At 35.3% G+C, this 19,910-nt stretch carries 17 protein-coding genes; 8 read left to right on the forward strand and 9 right to left on the reverse strand.

What is annotated here, in order from left to right; translation table 11 throughout:
* The first annotated feature begins 66 nt into the window (after window positions 1–66).
* Window positions 67–738: a zinc metallopeptidase gene (locus tag MYRA21_RS06945; protein ID WP_006257669.1), complete on the forward strand. Its 672-nt coding sequence runs from the start codon at window positions 67–69 to the stop codon at window positions 736–738.
* 33 nt (window positions 739–771) lie between these two features.
* On the opposite strand, the gene MYRA21_RS06950 is transcribed toward MYRA21_RS06945, so the two are convergent.
* On the reverse strand, window positions 772–1,599 hold the full coding sequence (locus MYRA21_RS06950; protein WP_006260496.1) for an endonuclease/exonuclease/phosphatase family protein: 828 nt from the start codon (window positions 1,597–1,599) through the stop codon (window positions 772–774).
* Window positions 1,600–1,750: 151 nt separating this feature from the next.
* Between MYRA21_RS06950 and MYRA21_RS06955 the strand changes: the two genes are divergently transcribed.
* Window positions 1,751–2,710, forward strand: coding sequence for a bifunctional riboflavin kinase/FAD synthetase (locus tag MYRA21_RS06955; RefSeq protein ID WP_006257667.1), 960 nt, complete (start codon window positions 1,751–1,753; stop codon window positions 2,708–2,710).
* Complete coding sequence (locus MYRA21_RS06960) at window positions 2,679–4,001, forward strand: HTTM domain-containing protein (RefSeq protein ID WP_039328762.1); 1,323 nt, start codon at window positions 2,679–2,681, stop codon at window positions 3,999–4,001. The genes MYRA21_RS06955 and MYRA21_RS06960 overlap by 32 nt, the downstream gene beginning before the upstream one ends.
* 48 nt (window positions 4,002–4,049) lie before the next feature.
* Here the strand turns inward: MYRA21_RS06960 and MYRA21_RS06965 are convergent, their stop codons facing one another.
* The 6 genes from MYRA21_RS06965 to MYRA21_RS06990 all read right to left on the reverse strand — a co-directional run bounded on the left by MYRA21_RS06965 (window position 4,050) and on the right by MYRA21_RS06990 (window position 9,633).
* Window positions 4,050–4,832 (reverse strand): UDP-2,3-diacylglucosamine diphosphatase, encoded by a 783-nt coding sequence (locus MYRA21_RS06965; protein ID WP_006257665.1) that lies wholly within the window; start codon window positions 4,830–4,832, stop codon window positions 4,050–4,052.
* A 3-nt stretch (window positions 4,833–4,835) separates the two neighbouring features.
* Window positions 4,836–5,288, reverse strand: a complete 453-nt coding sequence (locus MYRA21_RS06970) for a 6-carboxytetrahydropterin synthase (RefSeq protein WP_006257664.1) — start codon at window positions 5,286–5,288, stop codon at window positions 4,836–4,838.
* Window positions 5,289–5,381: 93 nt separating this feature from the next.
* Complete coding sequence (locus MYRA21_RS06975) at window positions 5,382–6,353, reverse strand: hypothetical protein (RefSeq protein WP_006257663.1); 972 nt, start codon at window positions 6,351–6,353, stop codon at window positions 5,382–5,384.
* Between the two features lie 6 nt (window positions 6,354–6,359).
* Window positions 6,360–7,169 (reverse strand): hypothetical protein, encoded by an 810-nt coding sequence (locus MYRA21_RS06980; protein ID WP_006257662.1) that lies wholly within the window; start codon window positions 7,167–7,169, stop codon window positions 6,360–6,362.
* A 203-nt stretch (window positions 7,170–7,372) separates the two neighbouring features.
* A complete protein-coding gene (locus MYRA21_RS06985) occupies window positions 7,373–8,143 on the reverse strand; it encodes an enoyl-CoA hydratase/isomerase family protein (protein ID WP_006257661.1) in 771 nt (256 codons plus the stop codon).
* 509 nt (window positions 8,144–8,652) lie between these two features.
* A complete protein-coding gene (locus tag MYRA21_RS06990; RefSeq protein WP_039328002.1) occupies window positions 8,653–9,633 on the reverse strand; it encodes an IS30 family transposase in 981 nt (326 codons plus the stop codon).
* 362 nt (window positions 9,634–9,995) lie between these two features.
* On the opposite strand from MYRA21_RS06990, the gene MYRA21_RS06995 reads away from it, so the two are divergent.
* From MYRA21_RS06995 to MYRA21_RS07010, 4 genes are all read left to right on the forward strand, one after another.
* On the forward strand, window positions 9,996–13,736 hold the full coding sequence (locus MYRA21_RS06995; RefSeq protein WP_006257660.1) for a hypothetical protein: 3,741 nt from the start codon (window positions 9,996–9,998) through the stop codon (window positions 13,734–13,736).
* 35 nt (window positions 13,737–13,771) lie between these two features.
* On the forward strand, window positions 13,772–15,469 hold the full coding sequence (locus MYRA21_RS07000; RefSeq protein ID WP_006257659.1) for a hypothetical protein: 1,698 nt from the start codon (window positions 13,772–13,774) through the stop codon (window positions 15,467–15,469).
* Between the two features lie 110 nt (window positions 15,470–15,579).
* Window positions 15,580–16,197 carry a hypothetical protein gene (locus MYRA21_RS07005; RefSeq protein WP_006257658.1) on the forward strand — a complete coding sequence of 206 codons (618 nt, stop codon included), beginning with the start codon at window positions 15,580–15,582 and terminating at the stop codon, window positions 16,195–16,197.
* 17 nt (window positions 16,198–16,214) lie between these two features.
* Window positions 16,215–17,462, forward strand: a complete 1,248-nt coding sequence (locus MYRA21_RS07010; protein ID WP_006260498.1) for a gliding motility-associated C-terminal domain-containing protein — start codon at window positions 16,215–16,217, stop codon at window positions 17,460–17,462.
* Window positions 17,463–17,737: 275 nt separating this feature from the next.
* Here MYRA21_RS07010 and MYRA21_RS07015 read toward each other — a convergent pair whose 3' ends face one another.
* Entirely contained in the window at window positions 17,738–18,100 is a 363-nt protein-coding gene (locus MYRA21_RS07015) for a hypothetical protein (protein WP_006257656.1), read from the reverse strand.
* Between the two features lie 81 nt (window positions 18,101–18,181).
* Here MYRA21_RS07015 and MYRA21_RS07020 point away from each other — a divergent pair, with 81 nt between their 5' ends.
* Window positions 18,182–18,661 (forward strand): GNAT family N-acetyltransferase, encoded by a 480-nt coding sequence (locus MYRA21_RS07020; RefSeq protein ID WP_006257655.1) that lies wholly within the window; start codon window positions 18,182–18,184, stop codon window positions 18,659–18,661.
* Window positions 18,662–18,664: 3 nt separating this feature from the next.
* On the opposite strand, the gene MYRA21_RS07025 is transcribed toward MYRA21_RS07020, so the two are convergent.
* A complete protein-coding gene (locus tag MYRA21_RS07025; RefSeq protein WP_006257653.1) occupies window positions 18,665–19,891 on the reverse strand; it encodes an MFS transporter in 1,227 nt (408 codons plus the stop codon).
* Window positions 19,892–19,910: the final 19 nt, after the last annotated feature.

Genomic DNA, 19,910 nt, shown 5'->3' on the forward strand with positions numbered 1-19,910 from the left:
AAAATGTCTTATTTTTAGTTTGGCTTATAATTTGTAGATTTAATTAAAAAAGAAAAACGTCTAAGTATGATTTGGATTTTTATGATTGCGATAATGGGTGCTAGTTGGTTAGTAGGTTATCGCTTAAAAAGTAAATTTGAGAAATATTCTAAAGTACAACTTCAGAATGGGATGAGTGGTGCGGAGATAGCACAGAAGATGTTGTTTGATCATGGGATCAGAGACGTAAGAGTTATTTCTACTCCAGGTAGGCTAACCGATCACTATAACCCAATGGATAAAACAGTCAACTTAAGTGAGGCTGTGTATAATGAGCGCAATGCTGCTGCGGCTGCTGTTGCTGCCCATGAGGTAGGACACGCTGTACAGCATGCTGAGGCATATCACTGGCTGACTATGCGCTCTAAGTTAGTTCCTATTGTTAGCTTTTCGTCTAATATAGTGACGTGGGTATTATTAGGAGGTGTGTTAATGATTAATACATTTCCGCAGTTGTTATTAATCGGGATTATTTTGTTTGCGATGACGACGATATTCTCTTTTGTAACGTTACCTGTAGAGTACGATGCGAGTAATCGTGCGTTAAAGTGGTTACAAGCGAAGAATATAGTGACTCAAGGAGAATATGCAGGAGCTAAAGATTCGTTGAAATGGGCAGCTCGTACGTATGTAGTGGCTGCGATAAGTTCACTAGGTACGCTACTGTACTATGTAATGATCTATATGAATAGAAGATAATAAAAAAGACCTCTGCTAAAGAGGTCTTTTGGGTTATAATATATTCAACGTGATGAGTAATGGGATGTGATCAGATACTTTTCTTGCTATGCTAATTTCTTCAAAGTCTTCAAAGAAGTAGATAGGCTTAGCACTGATAAGTTCATTCTTATCAGGGTGATAAAAGATATTATCATACTCTGATGCTAGACAGTCACCTTTAAGGCATTTCTGTCTAAGGCTCGTCTTCTGTGTAGAGAAGCTAGGTAGATACCCTTGTTTCTTTAAGGGATTAAATACGCTGTGGCTTTCACTTAAGTTAAAATCACCTAAGAAGATAAGGTTGTGTTCAGGATAGTGTTCGGGAAAGAATTTGAGGTACTTGATTTCTTTCTCAGGCTGATGTTTAGTTGGTAGTGCGTGTAAACTACTTATCGTTATTTCTTTTCCTTTATAAATAAATGTAGCCATATAAGGCTCTCTTTCTATTTCCTCTTGATAAGTAGGTTCAAGAAAAGGTTTGCCTTTCAGCTTGACTTTACTAGTTCTCCATAGGTAAGCATAGCGTTCTGAGCGATATGGTGAACTAACAGTAGGATCGCTTATCGCATAGTCCCATTTGGCTCCTGATGATCTGTTTAGTTCTTCGTGTATCTTAGCAATAGCCTGTGCGCCTGTAGGGTTAGTAACAACCTCTTGTATAGCTATGATGTCTGTTTGTTTAATCGTTTTGGCGATGTATTCTATATTCTCTTGTGATTTACTCTTTCCTACATTAAGTAAATTCCAAGTCATTATTTTCACTTGGGCATTAACCGAAAAAGAAACAATAAGAGTGATAATAAATAAAGTTAAGGCTTTTAAAAATCTAGTGTTAGGCATATTGAATTTTGTTAAAAGGCGTTAGATTATAGTCATTTTATAAAGAGGCATTTATAAAAATGACGTATTTTTACGCAGTTTTGTTCTCTACCCAGTCATTGGGAATAAAGGGGCACAAAAATAGTAATGTAACTGATATAAACTTTAAAAATTGAAAACATTTTCTTCTATAGCTGATTTTAATTGCGATAAAAAAGTAGTTGCTACATTAGGTACTTTTGATGGAGTACACGTAGGACATCAGATGATTATCAAAAAGCTTGTTGATTCTGCTAAAGCTAATGGTGGCGAGAGTTTGGTGTTGACCTTCTTTCCTCATCCTCGCATGGTTTTAAAGCAGGATAACAGTATTCGATTACTGAATACTATAGAAGAGAAGAAAGAGCTTTTAAAAGGATTAGAATTAGATAATCTAGTCATTCAAAAGTTTGACTTAGAGTTCGCTCAGTTATCAGCAGAAGAGTTCGTAAAGCTGGTATTAGTAGATAAATTTAATATCTCTAAAATAATTATAGGCTATGATCATCGCTTCGGAAAAAATAGAACTGCTGATATTCATGATTTAAAGGCATTCGGTGAGAAATATGGCTTTGAAGTAGAGGAGATCTCTGCTCAAGAAATAGATCATGTCTCTATTAGTTCTACTAAGATACGCGTTGCTCTAGAAGAAGACGGTAATATGATGTTGGCGAATGAGTTCTTAGGGTATGAGTACTATTTCTCTGGTACAGTAGTACACGGTAAGAAATTAGGCCGTAAGTTAGGTTTTCCTACAGCGAATATTGTTGTGGACGAAGATTATAAATTGATTCCTGAGAACGGTGTGTATGTGGTAGAATCTGAGTTAAATGGAGCGAAAGTGATGGGAATGATGAGTGTGGGTATTAACCCTACCTTTGCAGACCATCCTTATACGATAGAAGTAAATTATTTAGATTGGGATGGTGATTTATACGACCAAAAGTTAAAAGTTCGTATCTTAGACAGAATAAGAGATGAATTAAAATTTAGTGGACTTGATGAGTTAATCGCGAAGTTAAAAGATGACGAACGCGTGACTCGAGAGTTCTTCAGTCGTTATGAAGGAAAAACTGTACCGTCAGATAGATAATTCTCCGTTAATTATCTTTCGAATATTCTTTGGTTTCTTATTCGCTTGTGAGTCATTCGGTGCGATTGCTACAGGTTGGGTAAGAGATAACCTAGTCGATGTAAAGATTACATTCTCCCATATCTATATGGACTTTCTGCAGGTGCTAGTAGGACCTCAGATGTATGCCTACTTTTTTGTGATGGGCTGTGTGTCAGTGGCTATTATGCTTGGGTATCGATATAAGTGGACTATGCCACTACTAACGATATTATGGGCAGGTGCTTATTTTATACAGAAGACATCTTATAATAATCACTACTATATGCTATTAGTGATTTGTGTGTATATGTGCTTCGTACCCGCTAATCGATATGCTTCTCTTGATGTAAAAAGCAATAGAGTAACAGAAGAATACTCCATGCCTTATTACATCTCTTGGCTATTTATCTTTCAGGTATTCATGCTTTATATCTATGGTACTGTGGCTAAGTTCTATCCAGATTGGTTAGATGGTACGTTTACAAAGTTGATGTATCAAGGAGCTAATATTCCTGATGTGTTTAAGCAAGTATTTACACAGGATTGGTTCTATGTCTCTATTGCTTATTTAGGGATTATATTTGATGGACTAGTAGTGTTCTTATTGTTGTATAAACGCACGCGTACTTTAGCTGTGATAGCCTCATTGGTATTTCACTTGTTTAATTCTATCACCTTACATATCGGTATATTCCCTTATTTTGCATTGAGTTTTGCTGTGTTCTTCTATGAACCAGAGCAAGTAAGAAGTTGGTTCTTTAAGAAGAAAACTCCTTTAGATGAGGATACTTTAAAAGAGGAACAAGTTGTAGCTAGACACTTCTCACCTCAAGTGAAGTATTTCTTATTGGCATTTATGTTTGTACAATTAGTGCTTCCTCTAAGACATTATTTTATCAAGGGAGATGTGTTATGGACTGATGAAGCTCATCGCCTTAGCTGGCGTATGATGCTTAGGTCAAGGAGTGGTTATACGAATTATATAGTAGAAAATAAAAAGACAGGGGATAGAAAGTATTACGATATAGAAGATGTGCTAACTAATAAACAGATGGCTCGCCTATCTTCTCCAGATATGATCTGGCAGATGGCACAATATATCAAAAAAGAATATGAAGTAAAAGGAGAGGACGTGGCAGTATATGCTGAAAGTTATGTATCAATTAATCAACGTGATTTAAGCCAATTCGTAGATCCTAAAGTAGACTTAGGAGCTGTAGGTTGGAATTACTTTACGCACTGTGAGTGGATATTAGAGAAGCCTTTTTAGAATAAAAGAGATAACAAAAAACGCATACTGATCAGTATGCGTTTTTTGTTATTGTTTAGCTTCAGCAAGCTCTTTCTTATATTCTATTAGATGTAGACTAGTATCGTATTTACCATAGGTGAAGTAGTTAATCCAATCTCCTAGGTTGATGTACTTAGACTTATCATTTAGATCTATAATCATTGGTAAATGACGGTGCCCAAAAACGAAGTAGTCATAGTGAGTGGTTTCTAATTTGCGTTTAGCATATAGGATTAACCATTCGTTGTCTTCTCCTAAGAATTTAATGTCTTCATCACCTGATATCAGTTTATTCTTAACAGATAGGTAAGAACCAAGTCTAACGCCGATGTCTGGATGCAACCATCTGAACAGCCATTTAGAGAAAGGATTGGTAAAGACTTTCTTCATTCTCTTATAGCCCATATCTCCAGGTCCTAGTCCATCTCCATGTCCGATAAAGAACTTCTTACCATTAATGTCAAACACTTTAGGCTCGTGATATACTGGTATTCCTAGTTCTGTCTGGAAATAGTCATCCATCCATAAGTCGTGGTTTCCTACAAAGAAGAAAACAGGAATGCCTCTATCTTTGATTTCAGCCAACTTACCAAGTATTCTTACAAAACCTTTAGGTACTACAGTCTTGTACTCAAACCAGAAGTCAAATAAATCTCCTAGTATGAATAAGGCGCCCATATCATCTTCTTTCTCGCGTAGCCACTGTAAGAATAACTCTTCTCTAGGAAGACTTTTCTCTCGAGTAGGAGCTCCGAAGTGCTGATCAGAAGCGAAGTATATACTCTTATCTGTATTAATTGTAAAACTCAAGTCCTATAAATTATCTGATTGATGCCATTCAGCGTATGATGATTCTGTCTCTTGTAATCTTAATGAGTATAGTTCTATCCCTTCAGGTAATTTGCTTTTTATCTTCTGAGCGAAGTCAATAACCATGTTTTCACTAGTTGGTTGATAATCGACAAGAATAACGTGGTGTCCGCGTTCTTCTAGTTCTTTTGCTAATTCTATATGAGGGGTATTTTTATTGAAAACAGTAGCGTGATCGAATACATCTACGATATCTCCTTTCACTATTTTTTTTAAGTCTCCAAAATCTATAACCATACCATACTTCACATTATTAGTATCCTCTATCGGAGTTCCAATAACTGTAACAGCTAGCTTATAACTATGACCGTGTACGTTACGACATTTACCATCATAACCATATAAGGCATGTCCTGTTTCAAATGTGAATTGCTTTGTAATTCTAATCTTAGGCATAACTAAAAATTTTGGCAAAGGTACACAAAAATATAGTTGACCTCCTATATTTAGCGTAGCCTTTTCTCTTTATCCTTAAAGAGATGACTGAGTTTAGAATAATCTATATCTAACTTGGACGGATACTTTAGGCCACCATTTAATACGATTTAACCATTTCTCTCCTTTTTCGTTGTATTCAAAGTCGTTATCAAGATCGAAGTGAACTTTACTTCCATCTTGTTTTAGTTCATAGTCCCCTTGGTACATAATCCCCAGTTCAAATGAAAAACCTAGTTTTTTATTCGTTACCACTCTTCCTATTCCTATCCCTAGATAAGGCTTGATGATACTACCGAGTGTAACATCAGCTTTCATATTCCCTTCATTTAACTTGATTTGGTTTCCTTGAAAGTCTAAATCAGGCCATTCGGCATATTGTTTTTTTAATTCTGCTCTATTACCATAGACGTCAATTAAATACCCGTCTAAGGCTGTTTTGTTTTGCCCAAAGTAGAAACCCCCACTAAGAAAGAATAAACCATCTGGGACAGGGTAAAAGTCAACTAAGGTGTGAGCATGTATCATGTGATTTTTACCTTTAATTCTTAAGTTAGGTTTACCTTTTTCTAGATATTGCCCTATGTTATTAGGGTCATCAATACCAACTTCATAATGCTTAGAATTATAGAAGAATAAGTCTATACCTCCTCTAAGTTTTAAATAGCTGTTAATAGGAGTCAATGCCTCTAGTGTTAGCCCCATCGTAGATACTCCTGCACTTAATGTCCATTCATAGAAGCGTTGGTCAGAGTAGTGCTTCGCTATATTATCTCTCACGAATTCGTCTTCACCTACATGTAGTAAGTAAGCTGTAGAATTATTGGGAGGTAAGGTAGGAGGTCCTGACTTCTTTTTCTTCTTTTTGTCTTGCTTAGGTTGTTGTTCATCTATTGTTTTCTCTTGACTTACTTCTTCTACAAGATTAACTGCTGTATTCTCAGTGGGTTCTTCTTGTGCATAAGAGTTTGTAGAGTAGATGAATAAGCAAGATAAGATGACTGTTGTGATATGCTTTAATTTCATGATATTTTAGAATATTCGGTAATTAATTTGAAAGTTTACCATTGGCCATAGTTTTAGCCATTTGGTTACTTTATCTGCATCTTCTATTGAAGCATTAAGGTCGCTTGTAGAAGCAACTGTTCTACCGTTTTGTTTTAAAGTATAGTCTCCTTGGTATAATACTCCTAGTTCAAACTTAACTCCTAAACGTTTTTTAGAAACAGCTCTTCCTAATCCAATACCTATATATGGTTTGATTATTTGACCTAATGTTAGCTCTGCGTTTATCTTACCATCTATTACTGCTAGTTCTTTGCCATCGAACTCTATTATAGGCCAGTCATGACCAGGTTTTAGTTCAGCTGGGGTACCATTACCATCTGTTAATAGTCCATCCGCTTCAAGTTTAGTACTTCCTAAATAGAAACCCGCAGTAAGATGAAATATTCCTTTTCTAAAAGGGTAATAATCTACTAGTGCGTGTCCATGAATAGCTTTTATACTACCATGCATTTCATAAGTAGGTGTATAACCAAAGGCTTCGTGTAGTATTCCTTCTTGATCATCAAAGTTTACATCGTACTTTTTAGAATTGAACTCAAAATAATCTAATCCTGCTCTAAGTTTTAAACTTGAATTAATAGGAGTCGCTGCTTCTATGGTAAATCCTAATGTAGAAACTCCGGCAGCAATATTTAAATGACTTAGAAAACCTCCTTCATAATGTGAGGTACTGTACCTCCCTTTATCTCTGTAATCATCTAGCTTTAGCGGTTCTGAAGCAACAGCTTTGCAAGCGATTAAAAGTATTGGAAGTAAGTACTTTAGTGATTTCATAGTTTTATATTTTTTAGCAAATATAGTACAATGAGTTAATTAAAATTAACATTATTGATAAAGAGATGATTATTGTAAGTAAAAAGATTTTATATTGACATGTTTTTATTTAATCTTGATGTATTGTGTTTTGTTTTTAAGAATAATGGTGTTTATATATAAAAAATCCTTCTAGAGATATTGTTCTAGAAGGATGAGATATGTTATTTAGCTTTAAATTGGTTAAGCGCATTTATTGTAAATTCTGATAATACTAGTCTACCTGATATTTCAGCACGTTGATGTAATAATTCTGTCCAATGGTCTGTTCCTTCCCAGAATATTTTCTTCATTTCGCATAGCGCTTCTGGGTTATATGAACTTATCTTAGTAGCGAAAGTCTCTACTTCTAAGTCAAGTCTGTCTACAGTATCATATACCTCGCTATACAATCCGTGATTTTGTGCCCAAGTAGCCGTTTTCCATTCGTGTGCTGCAAGAGACATTTCTGTGAAGGCTGTTTTACCTATTTTACGTGAGACCGCAGGCTCGATTACGAAAGGACCTATCCCAATGGCTAGTTCTGATAGTTTAATAGAAGCATTCGTTGTTGCAAAACAGTAATCACATGCAGCAGCTAGTCCTACTCCTCCTCCTACAGTTTTGCCATGGACACGACCGATAAATATCTTCGGACTTTTGCGCATTGCATTGATTACATTAGCAAAGCCAGAGAAGAAAGTCTGTCCTGTAGTAGTGTCTTTAATAGAAAGTAGTTCATCAAAGGAAGCCCCTGCACAGAAGGCTCCTGTTCCTTCACTTTTTAGAATGATTGTATTAATATGAGTATTGCTACTAAGTTTGGTAATAATACTAGTTAGCTTTTCTAATTGTGAACTTGGAAATGAGTTACTAGCTGGACTATAAAATGATATAGTTGCTACTTTATCTTGAATAGATTCTGTTATAAAAGGTGTATTATGGTCTTGGTTCATGGTTAATAATTTTATTTTAAAAATAGTAAATAAAGATTAGAATGCCTTATTTTTCTGAGTTTCCTTTCTTTGATATAAATTTAACAGTCACATAATGTGAATATTAGGTGTTTTAATTTAGCAGTAAAAAGAGCTTATGGATAATGATACCTTGTTCACTTTCTTATAATTTAATTATTAAATCATATTTTATCAAAAAATAATAATTTTTCACTTGCTTTTAAGGAATTGTATTCTGCTTTGTGTTGTAATAAAGGTTAGGATGATGAACTGTTTTGAGTAAATTTGCACAAAAATAGAGTGTTTTTTGTAATATGTAATAAGCATTATTACAGGTAGTTATGAGTTGTTGAGGAAAGTAATGTATCACAATAGGTGATTTTTTTTCATAAAAAACAATTATGGCTTAATATTTGTTTTTAACTATAGTGACGGTTAGTAATATTTGTTTTTTATATTATTAATTTAAGATTTAAATAATTGATTTGAGTATGTATTCTCACGTGAATTCAAGTTATAAATGCAACAGTTGCTATTTTGTCTAATTTATCTGCAAAAACTTCATTAGGCGATTTAAAACCAAATCTCTTTCTTGGTCTATTGTTTAAAATATTTACAACTCTATCTATTTGTTGTTGTGTAATTAAATCGAAGTTACTCATTTTCGGGAAATATTGTCTGACTAAACCATTTAAATTTTCATTAGCGCCTCTTTCCCAACTGTGATAAGGTTTTGCAAAATAATAGGCAATCTGTAACGCATTAGCTATATTTTGATGGTTTGCAAACTCTTTTCCATTATCAGAAGTGATTGTATGTAGAAGAGGTTTGTAATCCTTTAATAGCTCTATTGTTTTAGCCTCTATCGCATGAGCTTGTTTAGATTCAACCTTCCCCATTAGTAAAATCCCTGTGGCTCTATCGTTAATAGTTAATAAGGCTCCATTATGATTTTTTCCTATTATCAAATCAATTTCTAAGTCTCCTATTCTTTCTTTTTTGTCAACAATACCAGGTCTTTCATCTATATCTAATCTGTTCGATATTACCCCTCTACTATCTTTATTGCTTCCTCTTTTACGATATTTTTTCCCTTTATTTCGTAGATGCTTATAAAGCTTTCCTCCTTGCTTTTTATCCTTCCAAATAAACTGATAAATACATTCTACTGAAACCATTTCTATCTTCTCTATTTTACATCTTCCTACTATTTGTTCAGGGCTATAATCTTTATTGAGCAGCGACAAAATGGTTGCTTTGACACTTTTATTTAAGCGTTTATGCTTAGGTTTTTCTTTATGACGAAGTGTTGTCTTTTTTTGAGCAAGATCGGCTTTATAAACACCGTTTCTACCATCTGAATTACGTTTAAGCTCTCTGCTAACAACTGATCTGTCTTTGCCTATATAATCACCTATTTCACTAAGTGATCTACCTAAATTTTTATATGCTTCTATTTTGTATCTTTGTTCTAACGTTAAATGTGACATCTTTTTGATTGTGTAGGAACTTCAAAAGTAGATGTTTTTTTTCGCCAACAGCGGGGAACATTTGCCCCATGGGGCAAATGTTCCCCGCTGTTCTTTTAAATGCTGTTGCATTTATTTGTTGAATCTAAGTCAAATAAAAAGAGTAGAAAAGGAAAAAGAATAATAGTATCATAAAAACAACAACTATTTCTCAGTTGTAAATCACAATCAAGTTTAATGGGATTTTAAACACTTTGTATAAGGTGTGGACTTCTATTTTCTAAATATCTGATGTCATGTAGAGTATCAGCAAGGAAATCTTTGTCTGAAAAAAATAGTGTTTTGTTTATTATGTTATTGTAAATGTGATTGTTATTGGTAATATGTTAGAGAAGTATAGATATGTTTTAGCGTTTGTACTATGTGTTTTATTAGGGCAGTTATCTCCTTTATATGCACAGTTTACAATACAAGAAAGTTTTACTCATCAAACAGTGAATAGCAAAGTAGTATTAGGGGATCATGCTATATTAACAGCTTCACAAGGGTTAGATCGTTCTGGAGAAGGATGGCTAAGACTTACTTCTGATGGAATGAATCAAAAGGGGTATGCTATTATAGAAGAGAGTTTTCCTTCTGATAGAGGAGTATTGATTGATTTTGAATATAAATCATGGCGTAGAAGAGACGGAAATACAAAAGGTGGAGCAGATGGTATCTCTGTATTTCTATACGATGGGAGTATTCCTAAGGGAAAATTTAGATTAGGTAGTTATGGAGGTTCATTAGGATATGGACCAGGTAATGGTGTTTCTGGTGTGACAGGTGGTTATATTGCTGTAGGACTTGATGAGTATGGTAATTTTACACAAGAAGCTGTTGGAAGGCCAAATACGAATGGCTCGTTTGCCCAAAGTGTTGTATTAAGAGGAAAGGTTACAAATGACCTCAGAACAACAGCTAGATATCTGACACATATAAAGAAACCAGGAGGTAAAAATATTGATTATTCTGAATTTATATACACTAGACCTGATGATAATAATTTTTATAGAAGAGTGCAGATCGAGATGAAACCTATCTTAGAAGAAGATAGAAGTAAGAAGAAACCTGATGGAAGTTACGCTCTTAAAAAGAAATTCCATATCAAAGTACGCATACAGTCAGAACATAAAGGGGGATTTGTAGAAGTATTAGATTATAAATATGATGAGTTGCCTTACGAAACACTCAAGATTGGTTTTGCTGCTTCTACAGGTTCGGCTGTCAATATTCACGAGATTAAAGATTTAAATGTTACAACTCCTGAAGGGTTAATGATTAATAAATCTGTCACCTTACTAGAAGCAAAAAAAGGAGATAAATTAAGCTACACATTAGAGATGTCTAACCACTCATCTGACTTGTACAAAGACTTTATATTGAATGATTATTTATCCACTATAAAAGAATTCTTTCGAGTAGACGAGATTTTTTTTGATAATAGAGGTAATTATAAAAACACCTTGACACCTCCTTCTAATATTCCTAGTATATATAGTGCGAAGAGTATTGAGAATTGGAAAGTGAACCTAGACGCTCACTCTTCATCTAGAGTCATTATTAATGGAACAGTGATTGGCTACCCAGGATTAGGAGTGTTATCTAATGAAGCCTATTTAGATGTTAGTAGCCTAAAACTGCCGTATGTAGATCCTACGAAGATTCGTTCTATAGCGCATACGAATATTGTAGGCAAACCACATCCTAAGCCTTCTATCTCATCAGACGTAAGCGTAATCTGTGAAGGAGATGAAGCGATATTAACTGCTAAAAAGCCATTGACTACTATTGGTACTGTAGAGTCTTACCGCTGGTTTAAAGACGGTAATTTATTTAAGGTACGCGAAGTAGGAGATGACTTAGAAGATAGAATAATCGAGGAGTTATTGCCTATAGAGAGCATTAGAGTTACAGAGTCTGGAGAGTACAGTGTAGTATATGTTATCAAGGGTGTGAGCTCAGAAGAATCTGCTAAAGTGAAGATTAATGTAAATCCTATACCTAAGTTAAAACTGAAGAATAATTCTGATGCTCTAAGCTATACTTTGAATGTAGGAGATTCTTTTGTATTGCCAATTTTAATAACTGATAATGCTAGAGATATAATCACTTGGTATGACACAAATGGAGAAGAGATTATAGATAGAACGAGCCCTAAGGTGTTTAATCAAGCAGGAGTATATAACTATACGGTAGTTGCTGAGAGTGCTAATGGATGTTCGGATATCAAGAATATTCAAGTCAATGTATTTAATAACGAAGACTGTCCACCGACTTACGAGAGATACTGGGCAACAGATTATACAGCGTGGTATTCTGCTCTGACGGGAGGAGTATCTAATAAGAGTAATGCTATTGATGGACGACCAGATACTTATTCTACAATCACGGTAGGACTAGGACTATTAGGATTAGGTACTACATGGCAGAATATTTACTTCAAAGAAGATCAAGCCGCAGGAACTCCTGTGACAGTGAAGCTAGGTAAAGAATACAGTGGTTTAGTTGCCCTAGGCGGTATTACAGTAGTAGGACTTGATGCAAATGGGAAGAAGATAGGAACGTTACAAGGAGTAGATGGAGGACTAGTAGATCTATTAGCAGCAGATAATGTGTTGGAATATACATTCGTACCATCGAATAAGAAAGGACCGCAGAAATATAGAGGAGTACAAGTTGTCTTAGGGTCTACAGTAGGTGTTGCTCAGAACGCTAAGGTGTATGGGGCTTATGTGACGAAGCAAGTAGAGAGTCCTAGTTGTGCAGCTGTATTACCTAATATTAATCCCAATGTATTAGACGTACTCCACGGAGTAGAAGATATAGGATTAGGAGTAGCGAGTGCCACAGCTTCTGTTAGCCATCCTTGGAATGCTGTTGATGATGATCCTAACAGTTATGCAGTAATAGCAAGAGGAGTAGCAGTAGCGAATATGGCGAGTCTAACAGTCGTGTTTAAACAGACTGCTCTACCAGGAGATGAGTTGCATATTACAGCAGAGAATAAGAACCCTGGAGTACTGAGTTTAGAACTAGTCAAGGGCTTTAAGATTCAACGCTATTTAGGAGATAAGAAAGTGGGCGAACCACTTACAGAGTCTAATGGAGCGCTTCGCTTGAGATTACTAGGTATAGGAGGTAGAGATAGATACAGAATTATAGTAGCTCCTTCTACAGAACCTTTTGATAGAGTGAAGATATCGTATGGCTCAGTTGTAGGAGTATTAGGAGATTTTACTCATATCTATAATGTAGATCTAGTTCCTAGGGTAGAAGTAGGTATGGAGATAGAGACAGATCAGTACGGTTATGAATTAGAACAGATTCTCCAGTTATGTGAAGGAGAACCGTTGAGAATACAACCACAGAATAGTCACTGTACGAGTTATGAAGTGTACACTTCTGAGAAAGGGACGACTAGGTTGCCAGCATTAGGAGATATGTTCACGATAGACCTGTCTAAGCATTATAAAGTAGGTGATGAGTTTATAGTATATGTGCAGGCTGTTCGAAATGGCTGTACCATTGGCTCTAGAACTCCGATTAAGATTAAGATAAACAGTCTGCCTTCTATAGAACGTGTAGTCGCTAAGGATCACAAAGGGAAACAGACTACAGTAGTAGATCAAGTAAACATTAAAGGGGGACAGCCATTACAGCTTAGCCCTGTAGTGACAGGAGAGATACAGCGATATGACTGGGAGTATCTATTAGATACAGAGAATGAGTGGAAGGCGTTTCCTTTTGCTACAGTAGATAATCCAGAAGTAGAGGTTAGATCAACAATATTAGAAAGAGATAAGGATAACAAGGTAATATTCGATCAGAACGATAGGCCTATTATTAAACAGCAGGGAGGAGTATTTATTACCAAACATGGAACAGGTGTGTTAACAATAGCCTTTCCTAAAGATGCCAAAGTTAATGGAGAGAACTGGCATAATAAAAAAGGAAAAGTGAGATTAACCATAACTAATTTGACGGGGTGTAGTACATCTGTGATCTATGATCTTACTTTTCTTAGAGGATTTAGAGAAGGAATATTCTCTAACCCGATGTTACCAAGTAAAAAGACAAAATAACAAAACAATACAGATATTAAATAGAATTTATAATCATGAAGAAAATTATCATTTTAGCCGCTTTCTTAGGAACGTTTTATACAGCATCAGCACAGGTAGGTATTGGTACACCAGATCCTGAAACATCAGCTGAACTTGAAATTCTTTCTAGCCACAGAGGGGTATTGATTCCACGTGTAAGTTTATCAGACTTAAAAGTTTTTGCACCGATAGATGGAACCCAAGTAGAGAGTTTATTGATTTATAACCTTAATGAAGATACTTCTAAAGATATATTAAAAGGATTCTATTACTGGACAACAGAAGATGGAGGACAGTGGAATAGAATAGTGAGTAAAGCGGAACTAACTACAGTTATCAATGGATTAGATAATAATGTGACAAAATTAGAAGGAGACGTTAAGAACATCCAGAATGTAATTAACTATATCGTACCGACTAATCCTGACAATAAAGATGCTGCTAAAGAAGGGCATTCTACTATTGTGTTTGACCCAGTGAAGAATGAGTTTAAATATGTGGTTTATAACACAGTTGATAATAAGTATGAGACAGCGAATGTAGACTTCGAAGATCTAGTATTAAAAGAAGAGACTAAAACATTCTTCCGTGAAGTAGCAGTATCTGATACTGATAAAACAAAGAAATTCCTTTTCTTCTCAGAGACAACTATTCAGAATTGGTTAGCTCAGAAAGGAAATGAAGGAAAGACTGAGAACGATGTGCCTAATGACGCAGATGGAGTAGTTACAATAGATGTAGTAGGAGAAATCGCTTCTAATGTATCGAACTTCTTTAATAGTAAAACGACTGTCCTAAAAGAAGGAAGCACTAGTGAGTATTATACAATCGAAGAGTTAATTAAGAGTATCTCTACGAAGGTAGATGGTAACGTAATCTACAAGAATACTGGGGATGGTACGAATGCTAATTGGGAGTTCCAATTTTATAACAATGGCAAGTATGAGACTATTAACCTTAAAGATTTAGTAGCAGATACAGAGACGACTACAGTAGTAGTACCAGTAGTGAAAAATGGAAAGACTGTAGGGTATAAATATTTCAATGAAGAAGCAGTAAAGGTATTCTTGGCTAGTAATGCAGGTAAGACTGTTGCTGATATTACCGGAGATACTACAGGAGGTACAGAAGTAAATGTAGTAGGTGATATCGTAAATAACTTTAGTGATATTCTAAACCAAGAGGTAAAAGAGGGTGATGTTACTTATAAGGTAGGGGATCTAATCTCTAAGTTTATTAATAAAGGGGGGAATGTGTACTACGGAAAGATAGCAGACGATAAAGAAGAAGTATTCTATACGATAGAAGATAACGGAGCGAAGAAAGAAATCAGCTTTGACTTTATCACGAACTATATTACGAATAATGTGGATAAGATCAAGAATATCTTAGGAGATCATATCGATGTTCATAATAGTAAAGTAATCTTCACTGGGAATACGATTAATAATAAGAAGGTTTACAAGTTCATTGGGACTACTAATATCGCTAAAGCTAACTCAGCTAGAACATCAGGTGTGGCTATTCCTGCAGGGGCTACAGTAGGGTCAGTAGTAAGCATCCAAGTATTACAAGGAGAGATGCTGAAGACCACAGCGACTACAGATATTAAAGTGAGTGGTAGTACCTTAAACTTTAATATCGGATCTGGTAACCAGTATATCATGATTGGAGAAGGGAACTATTCTGTAATCGTAGAGTTTACAGAATAGTTATATACAATATAGACAAGCAAACAAACAATAATCAAACAACTCACACCACACTGTGCGAGTCTTGTATTGAGACTCGCACTTTTTTTTTTTCAATTACTTAAAGATAAATGATGAAGCAATTATATTTCGCAATGCTTGCTGTGCTATTCAGCGCTCTAAGTTTTGCACAAACTAAGATTGGTACATCACCAGATATAAATAAGGATGCCATGCTAGAAGTAGAGTCTGTTGATAAGGGGTTATTACTACCCAGAGTAGAGCTTACATCCACTATACTAGCGAATCCTTTAAGTGCTCACGTAGCAGGTATGACTGTGTATAATACGAAGGCAGTTAATGATGTAGTCGTGGGGTTCTATTATAATGATGGAACGAAATGGCAACAGATGGTAACCAAAGATTATAAGGCAGTGAAGTTCTTCTATATGCCTTCTATTGTATTTGATACTTCAGAAGATAGAGTAGAACAAACGATGAACTTATTTGAAGAATATAAGAAGCAATTCTCTTTACAGAACAGTAATCACTTTGTCAGTGAAGGAGCTCCTACTACAGGTATCCCTTATTTTGAGAAGCCGACAGACTTATACTATTATGTGACGAGTTATGATACAGATGTGTTTACGATAAAGTCAATATCTAAAGAAGGTGTGATGACTTATGATGTAAAGGCAGCAGCTACAGACTGTACGATTATGAATATCATATTCGTAGTGAAAGACTAATACTAGCGATAGAAGGAATGAAGATATATTTGAGATTACTACTGTGTATGGTGATGCTACCGACTATAATTTATAGTCAGGCAGTGAATAAAGGTATGTTTTATATTAAACCAGGTTCTACGGTCTCTGTATATTATACGCTAGAGAACCAAGGAGAAGGAGATTTTAAAAATAACGGTGAGCTTTACTTACATCGTGACCTTGTGAATAACGGTAAAATATTTGACTATAAAGGAAATACCCCTCAGGGGAAGACCTTTCTTATCGGAACTGCGAAACAAACTATAGAAGGACATACAGGAACTCATTTTAATACTTTGATTCTAAATAATCCTATAAAGGAAAGAGCTTTTGATATCAAGACATCTGTGAGTATTGCGGGTGGAGTAGAGTTCACTCAGGGTATCGCTAAGGTAGATTCTCTTCAAGGAGCTTTTACCTTCTTAAATAAGTCTAAGGTTCTTCATGTCAGTGATGCCTCTCATATCGAAGGAGAAGTAGAGAAAGAAGGAAATGAAGAGTTCATCTATCCTAAAGGGGATAAAGGATTCTATAGACAAGCAATAATATCTGCTCCTAAGCATCAAAAAGATATCTTCGTGGGAAAATATAGCTTAGACGATAAGCAGTTCTTCAAAGTCCGTAAGGCAGGTTCTGGTATAGTTGATAAGATTAATACGAGAGAATATTGGCTGATAGAACATTCACAGACCACAACGAGTAATATTGTGCTTACGCTGACTTGGGATGAGCGTACCACCCCTAAAGAGATTTATGAGCACGCCTCAGATAATCTACATATTTTGAGATGGGATGCCATAGAGCAGTTATGGGTAGATGAAGGGGGGATAGTAGACTTAGAGAATAAGACTGTGACTACACCAACGTCATTAGAGAAGTACGGTTTCTTTACACTAGGGACAGTGAGAACAGATAAGATGTTGAAGGGAGATGTAGTGATCTATAACTTCGTCAGTGCGAATGGTGATGGAGACAATGATTACTTCAGAATAGACAATATTCAACGATACCCAAATAATCGTGTCGAAATATTTAATAGATGGGGAGTTAAAGTGTATGAGACTGCTAATTATAACAGTAGTGGTAATGCCTTTAGAGGATACTCTGATGGTAGAGTGACGATAAAGAAGAATGAATTATTACCGACAGGCACCTATTTCTATATTGTCTCTTATGAGTATACAGATGATAGAGGATCTAGTATGATTAAGAAAACAGGATACCTACATTTAGAAACAAACTAGCTCAATGAAGAGAACTTTTTGTTGAGATTTTTTATATTACCTTACCGTAGTTAGAGAGAGCTAAGACATTGTGTTTTGGCTCTTTTTTTTGTTGTAGAATACAGAAGAATGCGATAATGTAGTAAAACAAATAATATCAGAAAGGATACTGTATGTTAAATATTTGATTATTATACTAAATTGTTAAGAAAAAGTATCTTTTTAATCTATGTGCCTAAGCTTATCTTTGTATAGTATATAATAGAAATGTGGTCGTTATATAAGAATAAAGAACACTATACTATAGGAGGAGGATCTACTAAGGGTATATATGGTGTTGAATGGATGACATGTTTATAATAGAAGGGACTGTAGTGATAAGTAACTTTTTGTTTTGTATAGACTGCTAATTCTAATTGATTAATAAAGAAAGTTTCGCAGGCTATTGTAGTTACTTTATGTGTATCAGTATCCTTCGTATCAGGATTAGATGAGTGTGATGTGTTTTTATACACAGTGTACACATACATATTAGCAGTAGGACAGTACATTAATTTTTTGTCACAAGTCTGCTCCACAGCGAAGTTTATCTTCTCTGCGCCGAATAAGGCAAAAATGATAATGAGTAGCCAGGCTATATGTCTGTTATAAAGATTCATCTGGTCACAAATATATTTGTTTCTATAGAACTTTATAGAGCAGTTGTTAAATAAGAAAGGTTTTTTAACATATTTTGAATAATGAAAGAGAAAGTTTTATTTTTTGAAGTCTTAACACAAGAGGAGGCAGTAGAAATAGCTTATAATTGGAAGTATGAGGGAATATTGAGCTTTTATAATATGACCTCAGATTTAGAGGACTTACACGATTTTTTAGACGAGAATGTAAGAGGACAGAATACCTTCAGTGTACGTACTCCACGAGAGAAGGATATTATAGCCTACTTTTATTATGACTTAGTAGATCATAATACAGCAGAAGTCATATTAGGTATCAACCCGATCCACCTTCATAAAGGATATGGAAGGGAGATTATACAGTATGCAGAAGAAGCTCTACACAAGCGAAAAGCTGTGGAGAAAATAACTGTTGCTGTAGCGAAGTTTAATACCTTAGGAGTTGACTTCTATCAAAACCTTGGATACGCTAGCGTAGGTAAATTTGAGAATTATACTAATGGTGGGCTGTATACATTCTTAAAAATGGAGAAGAAACTATAATGTTTATTCTTCAGCCATTTTTTTGACAGAATAGTTTAGCCCTAGAGCAGCTATGATTACTAATGCAGCTGTACCTAACCATAAGACATCATACCCTAGAGTAGAAGCTACCTTTGTTCCTAGGATGGGTGAAATAATAAATCCGATAGCGAAGGTCAACCCATTCACGCCCATATAAGCACCTTTATTCTTACTACCAGCACGCATCGCTGTCACCGTAGAGGTAAATGGCATTGCTAGCATCTCAGAGACACATAAGATCGTCATCGATATATAGATAGAGATATAACTGTGGTCAAAAGCTAACATTCCGTATCCTAAGGCACTAATCATAACCCCGTAGAAGATAGTCTGTCTGATCGTAAAGAATTTTTCTGCGACATGCACTAATAACATCTCTGTTAAGAAGATTAGTAGACCACTGTACCCTAAGATAAGCCCTATTTCTACTTCATCTAGCCCCACAGCTTTCTCATAGAATATAGGTAGTGTACTTAATAGTTGTAAGAAGGCAATAGAGTATAACGTACAAAATACACTGTATATTAAGAACATCTTATCCTTATATGGAGATTTATTAGAGACATCTTCTATCTCAGTCAGCTCAGTGATATCTTCTTGTTCTAATAATAATTCTTTGTTCGTCTTTCTATTTCTAAAGAAATAAATAAATACGACAGCTGCTAGAAACGCCGCAGTAGCATTCACATAGAATAATAGCGCATACGATATCGCAGCTAGAATACCTCCCATAGCAGGCCCTATAGAGAACCCTAAGTTCACTGCCATTCTATTTAGAGAGAAGGCACGGGTGATATTCTCAGGTTTAGCATACATGGTGATGGCTACAGAGTTCGCCGGTCTAAACATTTCACTGACTGCACTCTGTAATAACATCATCAGTGCTAGACTGACTACAGACGTGAAGTGTGGTAACATGATAAATACTGGAATACTACCTATTAAGCTCAAGTACTGTACTTTATAGTTACCTATTTTATCAGTTACCCATCCGCCTACTGTAGTTCCTATAATAGAACCTACCCCAAAACAAGCTAATACATATCCTGTCTGTTCTTGACTAAAGTGAAGTTCTTTCGTCATATATACACCTAAGAATGGCAATACCATGGACCCCGATCTATTGATTAACATTACAATTGCTAGCATCCATGATGCTGATGATAAACCTTTGTAAGAGTCGATATAGATTTGAGCTATTTTTTTCATAGGTGTAGTGGTGGTTTAA

The organism is Myroides sp. A21 (assembly GCF_000807225.1).
Taxonomy (GTDB): Bacteria; Bacteroidota; Bacteroidia; order Flavobacteriales; family Flavobacteriaceae; genus Flavobacterium; species Flavobacterium odoratimimum.

Excerpts from the sequence above, each read along its gene's own strand:
- MYRA21_RS06945 (WP_006257669.1), top strand. The coding sequence starts at position 67 with ATGATTTGGATTTTTATGATTGCGATAATGGGTGCTAGTTGGTTAGTA.
- MYRA21_RS06950 (WP_006260496.1), bottom strand. The coding sequence starts at position 1,599 with ATGCCTAACACTAGATTTTTAAAAGCCTTAACTTTATTTATTATCACT.
- MYRA21_RS06960 (WP_039328762.1), top strand. The coding sequence starts at position 2,679 with ATGAAGGAAAAACTGTACCGTCAGATAGATAATTCTCCGTTAATTATC.
- MYRA21_RS06970 (WP_006257664.1), bottom strand. The coding sequence starts at position 5,288 with ATGCCTAAGATTAGAATTACAAAGCAATTCACATTTGAAACAGGACAT.
- MYRA21_RS06975 (WP_006257663.1), bottom strand. The coding sequence starts at position 6,353 with ATGAAATTAAAGCATATCACAACAGTCATCTTATCTTGCTTATTCATC.
- MYRA21_RS06980 (WP_006257662.1), bottom strand. The coding sequence starts at position 7,169 with ATGAAATCACTAAAGTACTTACTTCCAATACTTTTAATCGCTTGCAAA.
- MYRA21_RS06985 (WP_006257661.1), bottom strand. The coding sequence starts at position 8,143 with ATGAACCAAGACCATAATACACCTTTTATAACAGAATCTATTCAAGAT.
- MYRA21_RS06990 (WP_039328002.1), bottom strand. The coding sequence starts at position 9,633 with ATGTCACATTTAACGTTAGAACAAAGATACAAAATAGAAGCATATAAA.
- MYRA21_RS06995 (WP_006257660.1), top strand. The coding sequence starts at position 9,996 with ATGTTAGAGAAGTATAGATATGTTTTAGCGTTTGTACTATGTGTTTTA.
- MYRA21_RS07000 (WP_006257659.1), top strand. The coding sequence starts at position 13,772 with ATGAAGAAAATTATCATTTTAGCCGCTTTCTTAGGAACGTTTTATACA.
- MYRA21_RS07005 (WP_006257658.1), top strand. The coding sequence starts at position 15,580 with ATGATGAAGCAATTATATTTCGCAATGCTTGCTGTGCTATTCAGCGCT.
- MYRA21_RS07010 (WP_006260498.1), top strand. The coding sequence starts at position 16,215 with ATGAAGATATATTTGAGATTACTACTGTGTATGGTGATGCTACCGACT.
- MYRA21_RS07015 (WP_006257656.1), bottom strand. The coding sequence starts at position 18,100 with ATGAATCTTTATAACAGACATATAGCCTGGCTACTCATTATCATTTTT.
- MYRA21_RS07020 (WP_006257655.1), top strand. The coding sequence starts at position 18,182 with ATGAAAGAGAAAGTTTTATTTTTTGAAGTCTTAACACAAGAGGAGGCA.
- MYRA21_RS07025 (WP_006257653.1), bottom strand. The coding sequence starts at position 19,891 with ATGAAAAAAATAGCTCAAATCTATATCGACTCTTACAAAGGTTTATCA.